This window comes from Rhizobium mongolense USDA 1844 (assembly GCF_000419765.1).
In the GTDB taxonomy this organism is placed as follows: Bacteria; Pseudomonadota; Alphaproteobacteria; order Rhizobiales; family Rhizobiaceae; genus Rhizobium; species Rhizobium mongolense.
The window spans coordinates 91263-108696 of the sequence record NZ_ATTQ01000018.1; the positions used below are offsets into that span (position 1 = coordinate 91263).

Annotated in this window: 12 protein-coding genes; 5 read left to right on the plus strand and 7 right to left on the minus strand. The window is 61.1% G+C overall.

The genetic code is table 11. The features are described from left to right. Positions 1-41 precede the first annotated feature (41 nt). From bcsA to A3C3_RS0127595, 4 genes are read left to right on the plus strand one after another with little or no spacing between them, the layout of a single operon-like run. Positions 42-2231, plus strand: a complete 2190-nt coding sequence (gene bcsA / locus A3C3_RS0127580; protein ID WP_028740061.1) for a UDP-forming cellulose synthase catalytic subunit — start codon at positions 42-44, stop codon at positions 2229-2231. Then, positions 2231-4672 (plus strand): cellulose biosynthesis cyclic di-GMP-binding regulatory protein BcsB, encoded by a 2442-nt coding sequence (locus A3C3_RS0127585; protein WP_022717805.1) that lies wholly within the window; start codon positions 2231-2233, stop codon positions 4670-4672. Before bcsA ends, A3C3_RS0127585 begins: the two co-directional genes overlap by 1 nt. Continuing rightward, entirely contained in the window at positions 4669-5715 is a 1047-nt protein-coding gene (locus A3C3_RS0127590; RefSeq protein WP_022717806.1) for a family 8 glycosyl hydrolase, read from the plus strand. The genes A3C3_RS0127585 and A3C3_RS0127590 overlap by 4 nt, the downstream gene beginning before the upstream one ends. Continuing rightward, a complete protein-coding gene (locus A3C3_RS0127595) occupies positions 5712-7985 on the plus strand; it encodes a cellulose synthesis protein (protein WP_022717807.1) in 2274 nt (757 codons plus the stop codon). The genes A3C3_RS0127590 and A3C3_RS0127595 overlap by 4 nt, the downstream gene beginning before the upstream one ends. 52 nt (positions 7986-8037) lie before the next feature. Here A3C3_RS0127595 and A3C3_RS0127600 read toward each other — a convergent pair whose 3' ends face one another. From A3C3_RS0127600 to A3C3_RS0127625, 6 genes are all read right to left on the minus strand, one after another. After that, positions 8038-9132: a GGDEF domain-containing protein gene (locus A3C3_RS0127600; protein WP_022717808.1), complete on the minus strand. Its 1095-nt coding sequence runs from the start codon at positions 9130-9132 to the stop codon at positions 8038-8040. Between the two features lie 268 nt (positions 9133-9400). After that, positions 9401-11146 (minus strand): acetyl/propionyl/methylcrotonyl-CoA carboxylase subunit alpha, encoded by a 1746-nt coding sequence (locus tag A3C3_RS0127605; RefSeq protein ID WP_022717809.1) that lies wholly within the window; start codon positions 11144-11146, stop codon positions 9401-9403. Positions 11147-11172: 26 nt separating this feature from the next. Beyond that, positions 11173-12783 (minus strand): 5-oxoprolinase subunit B/C family protein, encoded by a 1611-nt coding sequence (locus A3C3_RS0127610; RefSeq protein ID WP_022717810.1) that lies wholly within the window; start codon positions 12781-12783, stop codon positions 11173-11175. Between the two features lie 7 nt (positions 12784-12790). Beyond that, positions 12791-13597, minus strand: coding sequence for a putative hydro-lyase (locus tag A3C3_RS0127615; RefSeq protein WP_022717811.1), 807 nt, complete (start codon positions 13595-13597; stop codon positions 12791-12793). Between the two features lie 21 nt (positions 13598-13618). Continuing rightward, entirely contained in the window at positions 13619-14383 is a 765-nt protein-coding gene (locus tag A3C3_RS0127620; RefSeq protein ID WP_022717812.1) for a LamB/YcsF family protein, read from the minus strand. Between the two features lie 11 nt (positions 14384-14394). Then, on the minus strand, positions 14395-15606 hold the full coding sequence (locus tag A3C3_RS0127625) for an NRAMP family divalent metal transporter (RefSeq protein WP_233450586.1): 1212 nt from the start codon (positions 15604-15606) through the stop codon (positions 14395-14397). Between the two features lie 442 nt (positions 15607-16048). On the opposite strand from A3C3_RS0127625, the gene A3C3_RS0127630 reads away from it, so the two are divergent. Next, entirely contained in the window at positions 16049-16711 is a 663-nt protein-coding gene (locus A3C3_RS0127630) for a GntR family transcriptional regulator (RefSeq protein ID WP_028740062.1), read from the plus strand. A 157-nt stretch (positions 16712-16868) separates the two neighbouring features. Here the strand turns inward: A3C3_RS0127630 and A3C3_RS0127635 are convergent, their stop codons facing one another. After that, positions 16869-17090 (minus strand): hypothetical protein, encoded by a 222-nt coding sequence (locus A3C3_RS0127635; protein ID WP_022717815.1) that lies wholly within the window; start codon positions 17088-17090, stop codon positions 16869-16871. Between the last annotated feature and the right edge of the window lie 344 nt (positions 17091-17434).

Sequence of the window (17434 nt, forward strand, 5' to 3'; positions counted from 1 at the left end):
CCGGCGCCGCAATGCCCGGCCGTGCTTTTGAAGGGACGTCGATGCATAAGGCTCGAAGCATCTTCACCTGGGCGATCGTCTCGCTCTGCGTCTTCGTATTGATCACCTTGCCGGTGAACCTGCAGACTCAGCTTATTGCCAGTATCACCGTCGTCACGATCATGGCGATGATCAAGATCCTGAAGGGGGAGGGCACATGGCGCCTGATCGCGCTTGCCTTCGGCACTGCCGTCGTTCTGCGTTATGCCTATTGGCGCACGACGAGTACGCTGCCGCCCGTCAATCAGCTTGAAAATTTCATTCCCGGGCTGCTGCTCTATCTCGCCGAAATGTACAGTATCGCCATGCTGGCGCTCAGCCTCTTCATCGTCGCGACCCCACTTCCGCCGCGCCGGTCGCGCCCTGTCAAGGAAGAGCGGTTTCCGCATGTCGATGTCTTCGTGCCCACCTATAACGAAGACGCCCATCTCCTCGGCAATACGCTCGCCGCCGCAAAAGCAATGGATTATCCGGCCGATAAACTGCATGTCTGGCTGCTGGATGATGGCGGCACGCTGCAAAAACGCAATTCCAACAAGCTGCTCGAAGCCCAGGCTGCCATTGCGCGGCACAATGAACTGAGGCAGCTCTGTGAGGCACTCAGCGTCAATTACCTGACGCGCGAGCGCAATGAACATGCCAAGGCGGGCAATCTCAACAATGGCATGCAGCATTCGACGGGCGAGCTCATCGCCGTCTTCGACGCTGACCACGCGCCCGCCCGGGACTTCCTGCGCGAGACGGTCGGCTATTTCGACGACGACCCGAAGCTCTTCCTCGTGCAAACGCCGCACTTCTTCATCAATCCAGATCCGCTGGAGCGCAATTTGCGCACTTTCGACAGGATGCCGAGCGAAAATGAGATGTTTTACGGCATCATCCAGCGGGGCCTCGACAAATGGAACGCTGCCTTCTTCTGTGGCTCGGCCGCAGTTCTCAGCCGTCGCGCGCTGCAATCCACCAATGGCTTTAGCGGCATCAGCATCACTGAAGACTGTGAGACCGCATTGGCGTTGCATGGCGCAGGCTGGAATAGCATTTATGTCGACAAGCCGCTGATCGCCGGTCTGCAGCCTGCCACCTTCGCAAGTTTCATCGGCCAACGCAGCCGCTGGGCGCAAGGCATGATGCAGATCCTGCGCTTTCGGTTTCCGCTCTTAAAGCGCGGCCTGTCGATTCCCCAGCGCCTTTGTTACATGTCCTCGACGCTGTTCTGGCTCTTCCCGTTCCCGCGTACGATCTTCCTGTTCGCGCCGCTCTTTTATCTGTTCTTCGACCTTGAAATATTCACAGCCTCCGGCGGCGAGTTTCTGGCCTATACGCTTGCCTATATGCTCGTGAACTTGATGATGCAGAACTATCTTTATGGTTCGTTCCGCTGGCCCTGGATATCGGAACTTTACGAGTATGTGCAGACAGTCCACCTTTTACCTGCCGTCATTTCCGTCATGATCAATCCACGAAAACCAACCTTCAAGGTCACGGCAAAGGACGAATCGATTTCGGTCAGCCGCCTTTCGGAAATCAGCAGGCCCTTTTTCGTTATTTTTGCCGTGCAGATCATTGCGCTCGCCATTACGATCTATCGCATCTATGCCGAGCCCTACAAGGCGGATGTGACGCTCGTTGTCGGCGGGTGGAACCTTTTCAATCTCATCATGGCAGGCTGCGCGCTTGGCGTGGTTTCCGAGCGCGGCGAGCGTGCCGCTTCGCGGCGTGTGCGCGTCAATCGGCGCTGCGAATTCGGCGTCAACGGCAAATGGCATACCGCCTCGATCGAGGACGTCTCGGTTCACGGAGCACGTCTCCATGTCTTCAACAAGCAACTCGACCCGATGACGATCGGCGCCGAAGGCGAAATCCGCTTCCGCCCTTACAGCGGTGCTGACCTCGAAACTTTGCCGCTCATCGTTCGCAACATGGAGCAGGACGGCGATATCATGGCTGTCGGCTGCCAGTATATCCCGAAGAGCGCGCTTGATCATCGCCTGATCGCCGATTTGATCTTTGCCAATTCCGACCAATGGGCGCAGTTTCAGGAATCGCGCCGCCGCAATCCGGGCCTCATCCGCGGAACCATCTGGTTCCTTGGTCTATCGCTCTATCAGACAAGCCGCGGGCTCATTTATTTCTTCCGCAGCATGCGGCCGGAGCGCGAAGCGCAGCAGCAGATGGCAAAGGCGAACGGCTGATGAGGACGGGTCTTGCCGCTGCACTGTTTCTCATCAGCACCTCGGCGCTCACTTGGGCTCAGACTGCACTGGCGCCTGCGCCCTTTGACATGTCGCCTGAGCGCCCGGCCGGTCTTCATCCCATGGTGCCGCGCCTGACGTTGCCTGATCCAACCGTGACACCGCCTGTTACGGTTCCAGCCGCACCGTCCGTCCCTGCCGCTCCGCCGAAACCTTCCCCATCATTTCCCGGCACTGCAAATTCCGCTCGGCCGCAAGCCGTCCAGCCTGCCGGCACCCCGGCGGAGACGGCCGGCGGCATGCGCCGCTACGTCGTTCCCTTCGACAGATTCGGTCTGGAGGGCGAATACGACCGAAAGTCGTGGAGCGTCTACCTCACTCCAGAACAGGCAGCCGCGCCGGCAAAATTCAATTTCGCCTACCAGAATTCCATCGTCGTTGCGCCGGAAGCCTCGCAGATCACCGTGCTCATCAACAACCGTCCGATCGGTCAAAAGCAGATCGGCTCACCCGACACACCCTCCCAAGTCAGCTTCGATGTTCCGCGTGGTCTGTTACAGCCCGGCGCAAACCTTTTGACCTTCGAGGCAAGCCAGCGCCACCGCACGGATTGTACGATCCAGTCGACTTATGAGCTCTGGTCCAATATCGATCCTGCGCAGACCCATCTGAGCTTCGAAGGGCAAGAAGCCGCAAAGTTGTCAAGCACGGATGCCATCCGTGCGGTCGGCGTCGACGGGTCCGGCAGAACGGAATTCGACCTTCTCGTTCCAGCCCTTGAGCAGCCTGGCACGACGAAGCCGCTGCTTCGCCTCGCACAGGGGCTCTCCGTGCTGAGTGGTATGCCGAACCAATCCATCTCCTTCAGCGTCGACAGGCTGCCGGCAGCCGGTCCCGGCAGGCTTACCGTTCTCGTCGGCACGACTTCCGAGCTGCAGCCCTATTTTCCAGACCTGCCACCGGCGGCGCACTCCGCAGCTCTTTCGACATTCGTCCCCGATCCGCGCACTGGCTCGCCCGTGCTTCTGATCAGTGGCCCTTCGTGGCAGGCAATCGCCTCGGCTATCGATACCATCGTCTCCCCAACTGATCGTGCCCCGGGCATCAGGCGCGATGCGCTGACCACCGAGCGCTGGAGCGCGCCAAACGCACCGTTGATACTTAAGGATACGCGGCTCACATTTGCCGATCTGGGCGTAAAGACGACAGAGTTTTCCGGTCGGCGTTTTCGGACGAACTTCAATGTCGCGGTTCCTTCCGACTTCTATGCGAATGCCTATGGAGAAGCGACGGTTCTGCTGGACGCGGCCTATACCGGCAGCGTCCTTCCCGGCAGCCATATCGACATCTATGTCAACGGCAATATCGCCTCGACGATGCCGATTACCGGAACCGGCGGCGGCATCCTCCGTCATCTGCCGATCCGCGTGGCCATGCGCCACTTCAAGCCGGGCCTCAATTCCCTCAGTCTTGAAGCAATCCTCATGACGAGCGATGACAACATATGTGTACCCGGTGCGACCGCCTCGACCACGTCGCGCTTTGCCTTGTTCGATACGACTGAGTTCCGCATGCCGGATTTCGCCCGCGTCGGGCAGCGTCCCAATCTTGCCGCCATGGCCGGTACCGCCTACCCCTATGGACGGCTTGCCGGTCCGATGCCGCTCTTCATAGACCGCATCGACGCCGACACGCTTTCTGCCGCGGCCACGCTGCTTGGCCAGATGGCGGTTGTTTCCGGTCGCCCCATGAACATAGAGCCGACGGCTTCGCCAGGCACGATCGGTGATCAGGAGGCCGTGTTCATCGGTTCCATCTCGCAATTGCCGGCGGCGGTCTTGTCCCAACTGAATATCTCCACGGCAAGCCAGGCCACTTGGCGCCCGGTACCGGATACGCAGGTGGTCCAGCCGGACACCAATTCCGCTTTCGACCAATGGCGCTCGAAGGTGAGCAGCGGCGCATGGCGCGGTCAGGTCACGGCGTTCCAGGAGTGGCTGCGCGAGAACTTCGACATCTCGCTGAGTTCGCTGCAATTTGTACCGAGAGCAGAAGCCGTTTTCACGCCGTCCAATGTGGCGAGCCTGATGATTGCGCAAGGCGCCAGCCCGACCGGCGCCGGGGCCTGGACAGTCGTAACCGCCCCCTCGGCAAAGGACCTGCGCGAGGGTATCGATGCTGTGACGGAGCAGCGCAACTGGCCGCAGATTTCCGGACACATTACCACCTATTCCGGCAAGACCGGTGAGATCGAAACCGTACCGGTCTCGCGTTTCGACTTCGTGCCATCACAGCCTTGGTCGCTTGCGAACTTTAGGCTGATCGCCGCAAACTGGCTCTCCACCAATATCCTCTCCTATGCCTTTCTGCTCGTCGTTCTTTCGATTCTCCTCGGCATGGCGACCTCGGGCATGCTGAGCAGACTGGGCAGGGGCAAATGAAGAGGATCGTGGCAACGGTGCTGGCTTGTGCACTCGCTTTTGCGATGGCTGTCGAACCCCTTCAGGCCCAACAGGTGCTCGTCGATCCAAAGGCGTGGGCTGCCTACAAGGTGCAGTTTCTCGATCCGAGCGGCCGTGTCATCGACAACGGCAACGGCAACATCAGCCACAGCGAGGGCCAGGGTTACGGTCTGTTGCTTGCCTACCTCGCCAACAGCCCCGCCGATTTCGAGCAGATATGGTATTTCACCCGGACGGAACTCCTGCTGCGCGATGATGGACTTGCTGTATGGAAATGGGATCCTTTGGCCAAACCGCATGTGACGGACACCAACAACGCCTCGGACGGCGACATGCTGATTGCCTATGCGCTTGCGCTCGCTGGCACCTCCTGGAACAGGAGCGATTATATTGAGGCCGCTGCCAGAATGGCCCAAGCGCTCCTTTCCGAAGCAGTGGTGGAGGCCGGTGGCCGTACGCTGCTCTTGCCCGGCGTCGAAGGTTTTACACCACCCGGCCGGAGAGATGGGCCGGTGGTCAACCCCTCCTACTGGATCTTCGAGGCGATCCCGGTGATGGCGCTGCTTGCGCCGTCAGACCGGTGGCAGAAGCTGTCCGATGACGGCCTTGCACTCGTGAAATCCCTGCAATTCGGCCCGCGCAAACTGCCTGCTGAATGGGTAAGCCTTGCCCGCCGGCCGGCACCAGCCGAAGGTTTTGATGCGGAATTCGCCTACAACGCTGTTCGTATCCCGCTTTATCTCGCAAGGGCAGGGATTACCGACAAGGCCCTGCTTTCCAGGCTGCAAGATGGAATGACCGCAGATGGTGCTCCGGCGACAATCGATCTTGCCACGGGTAGCGTGAAGACGGTGCTTGCTGACCCAGGTTATCGAATTGTTAACGATGTTGTGGCCTGTGTGCTCAACGGCAAGAAATTGCCCCCGACGGCCCGGCAGTTTTTGCCTGCGCTCTATTATCCGTCCACGCTCCAGTTGCTCGGGCTGGCCCTTGTCGTGAAGAAACATCCGGAGTGTCTGTGAAGTCGTCCCTCATCGCATTATCGGCTGCAGCGGTGGTGGCCATCGTAATAACCGGGGTGAAGGACCGTGCCGCGCTGGTGGAGAAATTCGGCACCGGACGCTCGAACCTTCAGACGGACCGTCAGATGCAGCCGGACACGCCCAGCAGCCGGCCGATCGATGTCCAGGCGGTCGCCGACCGTCTTCAGGAGGCGACACCGGTGCTGACGGCTCAGGCGCCTCAACCTCAGCAGGCGCCCGTCCCCCCGGCTCAGCCGCAGCCTGCCGAGAAGGGGCGGCCGGCCCATCAGCCGGCAGCGCCGCAACCGGCAGCTCAGCCGAAGGTCGACGAAAGCGCGCTGCGGTATTTTGCAAGCCGCGGCGACAAGGTTCGCCTGCAGGCCGAAATCTCCCGTCTTCAAGCGCTCTATCCGAAGTGGGTGCCGCCCGCCGATCCGCTGGCCGTGCCGCAAAGCGGCGATAAGCAGCTCGAAACCATGTGGCAGCTTTATGCGGAGGGGCGCTATGCAGAGCTTCGCAAAGCTATCGCCGACCGCCGGACGGCTGATAGCGGCTGGCAGCCGCCCGCTGACCTGCTCGATCGCGTGGATGTCGCGGAAGCCCGGGCGCGGCTTGTGAATGCGTCCGACCTCAAACAGTATACAACAGTCATCGAGATCGGCGCTGCGACCCCGATCCTTCTGACCTGCAGCGATATCGATGTCTTGTGGCGCGTCGCCGAAGCCTTCGTCCATACAGGAAGAGAACCGCGCAGCGTAGATGCCTACAGCTACATCCTGAAGAACTGCACGAACCCGCAGGAGCGCCTTGCGAGCGTCCAGAAGGCCTCGGCGTCGCTGCCCTATCAGGCCATGCAGCGGCTGCTTGCCCTCGAGCAGCCTGCCGTGAGCGGCGCGCGCGAGTTCGATGGCATCCGTGACGAGCTCGCTCGCCGCTTCGTCGCTGACGGCAACGCCGATCCGAAGCTTGATGTCGCGGCAGACTATGTATCGCGTGTCGCGCGTCTCGCGGAAACCCAGGGGCTCGCTTCTGATGCGCTCTTGCTGGGCTGGTATCAGCTTCGACGCGAAAATGCGCCGGAGGCGGAGACGTGGTTTCGCGCAGCCCGTGCCAAGCAGGATTCGGCATCCGCTTCACAGGGCCTGGCACTGGCGCTTGTCGCCCGCAAGGCGCCTCAGGAGGCTGAGGATGTGATGTACAGGTGGCGCAGCGATTCCAAGGATGCCAGCGATACCTATCTTGCCGCTGCTGCCAATCTGATGGCTTTGCAGCCGCCCGCCAATATAAGCGAAGACGTACTTGGTCGCATGGCAAAGGAGGTCATTGCGCAGAAATACGTGCCGGCCGCGCAGCAATTCGGCTGGTATGCACGCTCGCTCAATCAGCCGCAGACTGCAGCGCGCTGGTTTGAAACTGCACTTCGCTGGAAACCGGACGACGAACCTTCCGCCTATGGTCTTGCCATCACCCGTGAGCAACTGAACGATCGCAGGGGGGTCGCGGAGGTCCAGCGGCTTTGGGCCGGCCGCTCTCAGCGCATCGCCACGCTTGACGATACATCGCTATCGGCGTCCTCCGTCGAGGCACCGGTTCAAGCGCCCGCCCGGCTTCCACAAAGCGTTGCGCGTGCGGCTGTGCCAGCTCAACCGGCTTACGGAGGAAGCGCAACCGAGCCTCCGGGCTTGGCTGTGCGAACCGAAGGATCGGCAATGGAGAGAGTGACTGTGCAGCGAGGCACCCGCAAGCCGCGCGGCTGCTCGACCACGACGGATGCGAGCCTCCTCAGCCCCGATGCCGCGCTCAGCCGCGGCTGGTGCCTGATGGATCTCAATCGTCCGATGGAAGCTGTTGCCGCTTTCGAAAGAGCCTTGAAGGGGTCTGCGCGGCAGACGCGCGAAGACGCCGCCTATGGACAGAGTCTCGCTTATCTGCGCGCCGGCCTGTCCAACAATGCAGCCGTTGCGGCAACGCGTGCGCCTCAGAGCCGTGAGCGCGCCGCCGAACTCCAGGTTTCAATCCTTGCTGACCGGGCACTCGCCGCTTATGGCGCCAAGCGGTATCGCGAGACGCTGATCTATCTCGATCAGCGGGCGCAGATCAAACGCGAGACGATCGATCTCATGGTGTTGCGCGGCTATTGTTATCTGAATCTGGAAATGTATGGCGATGCCGCACGGATATTCAATGCGGCCGCCGCCACTGGCAGTAAGGATGCCAACAGAGGGCTTGCCGACCTCAAGCGAGCCACGCGCCCAGAGACGTCGGGCTGATCCCGCTTTGGCCCGCAGCGCCGCTGTCGGCGTCCCGTCAGAACCATCGTTCTCACGCAGCCCTTGCCAGTTCGACGCGGTTTCGGCCAGCGGTCTTGGCGCGATAGAGCGCTCTGTCTGCGGCCTCGATTGTTGCACGAATATTGGTGCCGCTAGAATCGACAACCGCGACGCCGATGCTGACAGTAACCTTGATTGCGGTAACACCGACGATCAAATCTTCTGACTCGATTGCATGGCGGATCTTCTCGGCAACGGTTGAGGCGTCGCCCTCTTCGGTATTTGGAAGAAGAATGATGATCTCTTCGCCCCCGTAGCGAGCCGCGACATCGGTCTTGCGCACGGTCCGGCGAATGAGGTCGGCGACCCGGGAAAGTACGGTGTCGCCCACAGTGTGTCCCCAGGTATCGTTGATCTTTTTGAAGTGGTCGACGTCGAGCATGACGATCGAGAAAGGCCGCCCGCGATTGCTCGCCTCCTCGGCGCAGCGGTCGGCGGCCCGCTGGAAGACGCGGCGATTAGGCAGCTTCGTCAAAGGGTCGACGCTCGCCTCATTCTCAAGCGCCCGCACCATCCGGACCCGCTGTTTTTCGCGCTCAAGCAGATCGGCAAGAAGGAGGACACCGAGAATATTGGCAAGCATGACGGGAGCCGCAGCGCTTAGAAAGAGGTCCCTGGCGACATCCGGAGGCAGAAAGACAAGGACGATGAAGGAAGAGACAGTCGCAAGGCCGAGCAGCAGCGATCTCCACCAACCGGTGCCGATTCTGTGACGGGGTATGAGCGTGCTGGCGTAGCCGCAGAGCGCTACAAGGATGACGCTCGCCGCGCCGCCCGTCGCGCCGACGCCGCCAAGAACCAAACGGTGCGCGCCCATCATTGCTGCAGCAATGATGGTGCCAATCGGTCCTGCGTAGAGAGGGGAGAGAACCAGAAGAATGGATCGGGCGTCATAGATAAGCCCGGGCCTCATCACGATCGGATCGTTCATGGAAAGAATGCCGCCGAGACCAAACAAAAGGCCTGCCGCAACGCCCCTCATCAATCTTTGGCTGATGGTGCGAATGACCCAAGCATAGCCATAAACGACTAAGACAGCCAACGCCAAGACACGTATGTAAGCGGCGACGATTTCGCTGATTTCCATGCTTCTCTGTTAAATGTCAGATGACACCGGTACGTGATTCCAAATGATCACCGATAGATGGCAGCCGTCTCGCACAAGACAAGGGCCGCGCTGTCGAACGTGCCACAGGCGCGGACTCCGGTCGCGGCTGGCGCAGGCGGAGAGACCGCCCTCCGCTCCGGCGTGGCAGGAGTAGCCAGTCACATACCGGATGCGCTTAAGCCTTGCTGCTTCTGCCTTTGGGACAACCGTCCGATCGGCCAGACGAAATCGGCTCTCTTCGTCGGGTCTACCTGACCGACGGTGGCGTCTCGAAGCGGGCGATCTCGGCACCGGCTTGCAGATAGGCGCCGGCTTGGGCCTTGATCCGGATCTTGCCGGCCCGCGATGCCGTCACCAGGGTTTCCATCTTCATCGCTTCTATCACCGCGATTAGGTCACCTGCCGCCACTTCCGCGCCATCCTCGACCTTGAAGGCCTGCAGCGTACCTGAGATCGGCGTAGTCACGCTCGAGATGTCTTCCGCCCTGGCCGCAGTCACCAGCCCGGTGTCTTGGCCTGCAAGCCCACCGAGACCGGCCAGCAGTGCGACCGGAATGCCGATCTCATGGCGCCTGCCGTCAATTTCCATATGGGTGCGGATCAGCGAGGGATCGGCAACCGGCTCTGGCCGGGCTTCCGCTTCAAGATGATTGGCGAAATCGGTCTCGATCCAGCGCGTATGCACCTTGAAGCCGCTTTCGCCCGTAAAATCCTTCATCTCGATCGCGGCGCGATGGAAGGGCAGAACCGTCGCGATGCCGTCGATCTTGAATTCTCGGAGCGCGCGGCGGGCGCGTCTTAGCGCCTCGTCGCGAGTGGCGCCGGTGACGATCAGTTTCGCCATGAGCGAATCGAAGGTGCCAGGCACCGTCGAGCCGGAGACGACGCCGCTGTCAACACGGATGCCAGGCCCGGCGGGAGGGTCGAAGACGGTGATTGTACCCGGCGTTGGCAGGAAGCCTCGGCCTGGATCCTCGGCATTGATACGGAACTCGATCGAATGGCCACGCGGGACAGGCGTCTCGGTGACGCGCAGGGGCAGGCCGTCGGCGATACGGAACTGTTCGATGACGAGGTCGATGCCGGTTGTCTCCTCGGTTACTGGATGCTCGACTTGCAGGCGGGTGTTCACTTCAAGGAAGGAGATCGTGCCGTCGCCACCGAGCAGAAATTCGACGGTACCTGCGCCACAATAGCCGGCGGCAGCGCAGATCTTCTTCGCAGCATCGTGGATCGATTGGCGTTGGGTGTCGCTGAGGAAGGGGGCGGGGGCCTCCTCGACGAGCTTCTGATTGCGCCGCTGCAGCGAGCAATCACGCGTGCCAAGCACCAGCACATTGCCGTGTTTGTCGGTCAACACCTGCGCTTCTACGTGGCGCGGACGGTCGAGGAAGCGCTCGAGGAAACACTCGCCACGGCCGAAGGCGGCCTTGGCCTCGCGGACTGCAGATTCATAAAGCTCTGCTACTTCCTCCATCCTCCAAGCGACCTTCAGGCCACGGCCGCCGCCCCCGTGGGCAGCCTTAATGGCAACGGGCAACCCATGCTCTTCGGCAAAGGCGATGACTTCGGCAGCCGACTTGGCCGGGCCGTCGCTACCGGCAACCAGCGGCGCGCCGACGCTGGTCGCGATCCGCCGCGCCTCGACTTTGTCGCCCAATGCCTCAATGACATGCGGATCGGGCCCGATCCAGGTGAGGCCAGCATCGATCACCGCACGGGCGAATTCGGCCCGTTCGGACAAAAAGCCATAGCCCGGATGCACTGCATCTGCACCGGAGCGCTTGGCAATGCTTATCAATTTGTCGATGTCGAGGTAGGTCTCGTCCGGACGGGCGCCGACGAGCCCATGGGCCTCGTCGGCCAGCTTGACGAAGAGCGCATCCATGTCTGGATCGGCATAGACGGCGACAGATTGCAGGCCGTGATCGCGACAAGCCCGGATGATGCGCACTGCGATCTCGCCGCGATTGGCGATCAGGACTTTCTTCATGATGTCTCCTCACTTGATTTTAGTCGTCACCGATCGCGAGCCTTGGCGGGCTGAATATCGGCGAAAGCCGTCACGGGCCGGAATCGTATTTTGGCATGGACCGGGATTTGTCCGGCGAGATCGAGATGGTATTCGGCGACCGTGCCGATGACCGGATAGCCGCCAGTCAGCGGATGGTCGGCGAGGAAGAGGAGCGGCTGGCCGCTGTGCGGCACCTGGATTGCGCCGGTCGCCGTCCCTTCGCTCGGCAATTCCGCCTTGTCCTTGCGCTCCAACGGGACATCGCCGGAAAGGCGGATACCGACGCGGTTGGACTGCGGTGTCACCTGCCAGAGTTGGCCGGAGAGGGTGGCGATACCAGCCTCGGTGAACCAGTCGCTGCGCGGCCCCATGATCACGTCGAGCGTGATGGTTTCGTCCGCTGCCGGATGGTCGAAGGCCGGCGCTTCATGAAGCGAAACGCTGGTTAGGGCCGAGCTATCATTGTTGATAGCCAGCACTGCGCCTGCGGCGACAGGGTCGGGACCGACAACGGCCAGCGTATCGGTCGAAGCGCTGCCGAGTATCGGCCTAACGGCAAATCCGCCGCGGATGGCGAGATAGCTGCGCATACCTCTCGGTGCATGGCCGAGCGTCACGACATCGCCCGGTTCAAGCGGGATTGGCTGGTAGGTCCCGGCGCTCATCGTGCGGTCAGCTGCATCGCGGATGCTGATCGGGCAGGGCGCGCCGGTGAGCGCCATGACGGTGCGGCCAGAAACCTCGAAGGAAAAACCGCCAAGCGTGATTTCGAGGCAGGGCATGCCGGCCGGATTGCCGACCACGCGATTGGCCGCCTTGAGTGCACCCTGGTCAAGCGCGCCGGAGGATGAGACCCCCTGGTCGGTCTTGCCGAAGCGGCCGAGGTCCTGGAACAGTGCCGGGATGGGGGCGGCACGAACCTTGAGCGTAGCGCTGTCCGACGCGACTACTGGTGGGCGGGCGACCAGGGTCTTGGTCGTGGTTCTGGTCGTTGAGACTGCTTTCTTTTTGAGATCGAAGAAGTGCACCCGGTAGCCGGGCTGAAGAAGTGCTGGCGGATCGCGCGATAGGTCCCACATCTTTTTCGGCGTCGTGCCGACGATTTGCCAGCCGCCGGGGCTCGCCTGCGGATAGACACCGCTGAAAGCGCCGGCCAAAGCAACCGAGCCGGCCGGGATCCTTGTGCGCGGGCTCTGGCGGCGCGGCACCTGCAGTGCCGCATCGCCGCCGGTGAGATAGCCAAAGCCGGGCGCAAAGCCGCAAAAAGCCACGGTGAATTCGCTGTGGGTATGGCGGCGGATGACGTCCTCGACAGACAAGCCCGTAAGGTCCGCGACATCTGCCAAGTCCTCACCATCGTAGCAAACGGGGATTTCGACGAGCTTGTCGGAGGGTGCCGCGCGCATCGACAGATCGCGTGTCGCGATCTCGCCGGCCAGCTTTTCCAGCGTCAGCTTTGCCGGCCGCAAGCGGATCATCAGCGTGCGGGCCGCAGGCACCATGTCCTCGATACCTTCCAGCGGATCAGCTTTGAGCGCGGCAAACAGCGCCAGCGTCTCGTCGAGATCGGCGAGTTCGACAAGCATGGTTGTCAGGCTGACAGGCAGGAAACGCATGGGAACCTCAAGCGTGATAGGCGGAATCGGGAATGTCGGTGATGAACATGTGTCCTGGCGCGTGGGTGATCGCAAAGGGGACACGGGAGGCCATCACGGCCGCCTGCGGGGTGACGCCGCAGGCCCAGAAGACCGGGACCTCGCCCGGCTCGATGCGCACCGGATCGCCAAATTCCGGCGTGGCGAGATTCTTGATTCCAATCGCTTCCGGCGTGCCGACATGCACGGGTGCGCCATGCACTGCCGGGAAGCGTCCCGAGATGGTCGCGGCGTCTGCCACTCGCGACGCTTGGATCGGCCGCATGGAAACAACCATGTTCCCATGCAGGCGGCCGGCCGGCCGGCAAGGCCTGTTGGTCAGATACATCGGCACATTGGACTTGTCCGTGATGTGGCGGATCTCGATCCCGGCCTCCGCCATCGGTGTCTCGAAGGTGAAGCTACAGCCGATCAGGAAGCTGACGAGGTCGGGATATTCAGCCCAGGCTGCCGTCGCATCCGCTGTCTCTTCGGCGAGCTTTCCATCACGCCAGATGCGATAGAGCGGCAGATCAGTGCGAAGGTCGGCACCGGGTGCAAGCAGGGTCGCATGAGAACCCGGATCGGAGACATCGAGCACCGGACAAGCCTTTGGATTGCGCTGCGCATAGAGCAGGAAATCGAAGGCCCAGTCGCGCGGCAGCACGATCATATTAGCCTGGGTGAAGCCCGGCGCGACGCCCGAGGTCGGCTCGACGCTGCCTGCCCGATAGCGTTCGCGGGCCTTTTGAGCCGGCCCAGCTTTGATGTGGCGAAGATGTTCGATGGCGATCATTACATGTCTCTCGCAGGTCGGTCAGGCGGCCAGGAAGGAGCGGACGGCAATCCCGTCGACTTCGAAGACGCGGCGGATCTCCGTGGCGATGGAGACAGCGCGGGGGCTGTCGCCATGCACGCAGATCGACTGGGCGTCGATTTTGATGGTCGAGCCGTCGATCGCTTCGAGCGTACCTTCATGGGCAAGCTGCAGCATGCGGCGAGCGATCAGCTGGGGATCATGCAGGACGGCACCCGGTTCACGGCGTGAGACAAGGTCGCCATCGGGCGTATAGGCCCGGTCGGCAAAGGCTTCCGCCACGGCCTTCAAGCCGCAGTCGCGGGCGAGCTTGAGAATTGGCGTATTTGCAAGACCCATCAGCACCAAGGAGGGATCCACCGCCTTGATGCCGTCGATCACTGCCTGGCCTTGATTCGGGTCGCGAGCGATGCGGTTGTAGAGAGCGCCGTGCGGCTTGACGTAACCGACGGTGACATCGGCTGCCGCTGCGATGCCCTTCAGTGCGCCGATCTGATAGATGACATCGGCGGTCAGTTCGTGGCTTGCGACATCCATGTCGCGCCGGCCGAAGCCGACGCGATCAGGATAGGAGACATGCGCGCCGATCAAAACGCCCTTTTCAGCTGCGGCCCTGACGGTTCTTAGAATACCGAGCGGGTCGCCGGCATGAAAGCCGCAGGCGACATTGGCGCTGGAGACGAGGGCGAGCATAGCGGTGTCGTCGCCCATGCCCCATGCGCCATAGCTTTCGCCGAGATCGCTGTTCAGATCGATGGCAGTCATATCAGGTCTCCTTAGGCGGTCAGAAGCGCGAAGATCGGGCCGATTGACTTGTAGCCCATGTACCAGGTGAGGACGCAAGCCAGCACGCCGAGCACCAGCAGCCAGCGCGGATAGCGATAGCCACCCATCAGGTCAGAGCGAGCCCAGGCAGCATAGATGAAAATCGACAGGCCGATCGGCAGAATGAGACCGTTCAGGCCGCCGACGAAGACCAGCATCTGAGCCGGTGGGGTGGTGATAATCACATAGAAGAACAGCGATACCGCGATGAAGATCACGGTCGCGATATTGCGGGCTCTCTCACCAAGGTCCCGCTTGAAGATCGTGAGGAAGGAAACCGACGTATAGGCAGCGCCGATAACCGAGGTGATGGCGGCAGCCCACAGGATAATACCGAAGATGCGCATGCCCACATCGCCGGCGGCGGCCTCAAAGGCTTGGGCGGCCGGATTGGCACCCTTGCCTGAGACATCGATTACGACACCGCTGGCGACTACGCCGAGCACAGCGAGAAAGAGGACGTAGCGCATGACGCCGGTGACGGCGATGCCAGTGAGCGCTGCGCGGTTGACGGCGCCGAGGTTTTCGATGCCGACCGTGCCCTTGTCGAGCAGGCGATGGGCCCCGGAATAGGTGATGTAGCCACCGACCGTGCCGCCGACGATAGTGGTGATCGTGGCGAAATCGACGGTTGCCGGCAAAAAGGTCTGGAACAGTGCTTCGCCAACCGGCGGGGCCGATACGACGGCCACATAGAGCGTCAATGCGATCATCAGGATACCGGCGAAGATGATGAAGCGGTCGACGGCCATGCCGGCGCGCTTCGATAAGAAGATGCCGATAGAAAGAACCGCGCTGATTGCGCCGCCAATTTTCGGATCAAGCCCGATCATCGCATTGATACCAAGACCCGTGCCCCCGATATTGCCAATATTGAAGAATAATCCGCCGACGATCACCAGAACAGCAAGCAGATAGCCAGCGCCCGGGATTGCCGCATTGGCGAGATCGGAGGCACGCATGCGCGTCAGAGTCACGATTCGCCAGATGTTCAGCTGCACGACGAAATCAATGACAATCGAGGAGAGGATCGCAAAAGCGAAAGCCGCGCCGAGTTTGGTGGTAAATGTTGCCGTCTGGGTGATGAATCCCGGGCCAATGGCCGAGGTAGCCATCAGGAAGACCGCAGCCGTTAGTGCTGCGCGCCGCGACCTGAGCGACATGCCAGACGATGCGGCCGATGCGCCCGATGCGCCCTCTGTGGATGAAATAGATAGCTGTTCCATAAACCCCTCTCCTTATGCGGCCCTCCCGCAGTTCCTCGGACGGGCCATGTGAGTTTTGACACGAGCCAGCGTCGTCGCGTTTCTTGACGATGTCAAGATTGTTCAACGATATTAATTTATCGTTCTACTATATTGCCGAGCTGTTGAGCAATCTGAGCATTTCATGAGCGATGGCCGATTACCCATTTTGCAACACCCGCCCGCGCGCTTGTCACCGTTCGTGCCCTTAAGGAAAATGTCTGACTGGCCGCGATTGACGTTTGCCGCCGTGGCCCGATTGGCCGTGTCGTTCGCCCCATGGTTCCCATTGAGCGAGAACCGCTATATCGATGCGCAAGGGGATGGATGCTTCATCCATTTCCATGCAGAAGGGGCTTTGATGGCAGAACAGGATACCGTATCGGCGCTTGCGCCGCGCCTGGCGGAGGAGATCCGCGACATGCTGATCGCGGGCGAATTGAAGCCGGGGCAGCGCCTGTCGGAGGCAGCGCTCAGCGCCGGCCTGGATGTGTCGCGCAACTCACTGCGCGAAGCCTTCCGGCTCTTGACCAAGGAAAATCTCTTGCGCCACGAGCCCAATCGCGGCGTCTTTGTCGCCACGCCGAGCATGGCCTCAATCATCGACATCTATCGTGTGCGCCGCATGATCGAATGCCAGGCGCTTGCAAAGGCCTATCCCAAGCATCCGGCGGTGGTGCGCATGCGCTCGGCGGTCGAGCGCGCCAGGGTCGCGCGCGATCGCAAGGATTGGGCAATGGTCGGCAGCGAAAACATGGTCTTTCATGCGGCGATCGTCGATCTTGCCGACAGTCAGCGCCTGAATGCTTTCTACGCGCAGATCGCCGCAGAGCTGCGTCTCAGCTTCGGCCTTCTCGCCGATCCCGAATTGTTGCACGCGCCCTATGTCGATCTCAATGGCGCTATTCTCGAAAAGCTCGAGGCGGGATTGACGGCCGAAGCTTCTACAGCGCTCGAAGCGTATCTGATGCAGTCTGAGCGCACAGTTCTCGCCGCCTTCTCGCGGATCGATCCGGGCAAATGATCCCGCAATGATCCAGCAGCTAATAGCATGGTCTCAGACCACGCACGCCGCCGGCGAGCCGCTTCGTCGTGAAGCAGCAGCGCCGGCGGGCTTGCCGAAGAATTGCTGGCACCATTTCGCGCTTGTTGTCGTGCGAAACGCGAACGGATACTCGATACTAATTTGCCGCAACCCTTCGCGCGAGCGCCATCACATAGTCATCGGCGATGTCGGCCAAGGTCAAAGCGACCTCCGGCTCCTTCCATCCCGCAGCAAGTGCCCTTTGCACGAAATCTTGAAATGCCGCTGCAAGGACCTCCTCGCGCTCGACGGCTCGATATGGATCACTTGCGCCATGTTGCGGGTTGCTGATCTGTATAGTCGGACGGGTAAATTCCATTGATATGCCCCCTAGAGGTTGCGCTATTTGCATGGAGAGTACATTCGTTCATGTACCCGGCTTCTCTCGTCTGAACTGCTATTATGCTTCATTTCTAATAACTTAAGTGTCGCGTGTCGTTAGCCACGCATCCCGAAACTTGCAGCAGCGTCCATTTTTGCAATCACCGATCGGCGATCCGGAATTTTACCCTCGGTGGCGATGATATTCTGTCAAGCAAACATGCCCGTGGTCCTGCGGCGAGGCGGCGACCAGTAAAAAGGCTTGATCGCGAGGAGACCGCCGGGCTGCTTTGGACCTATCGCCATCGGCTGGACAATGGAGCATTCGTTTATGTGGCGGCA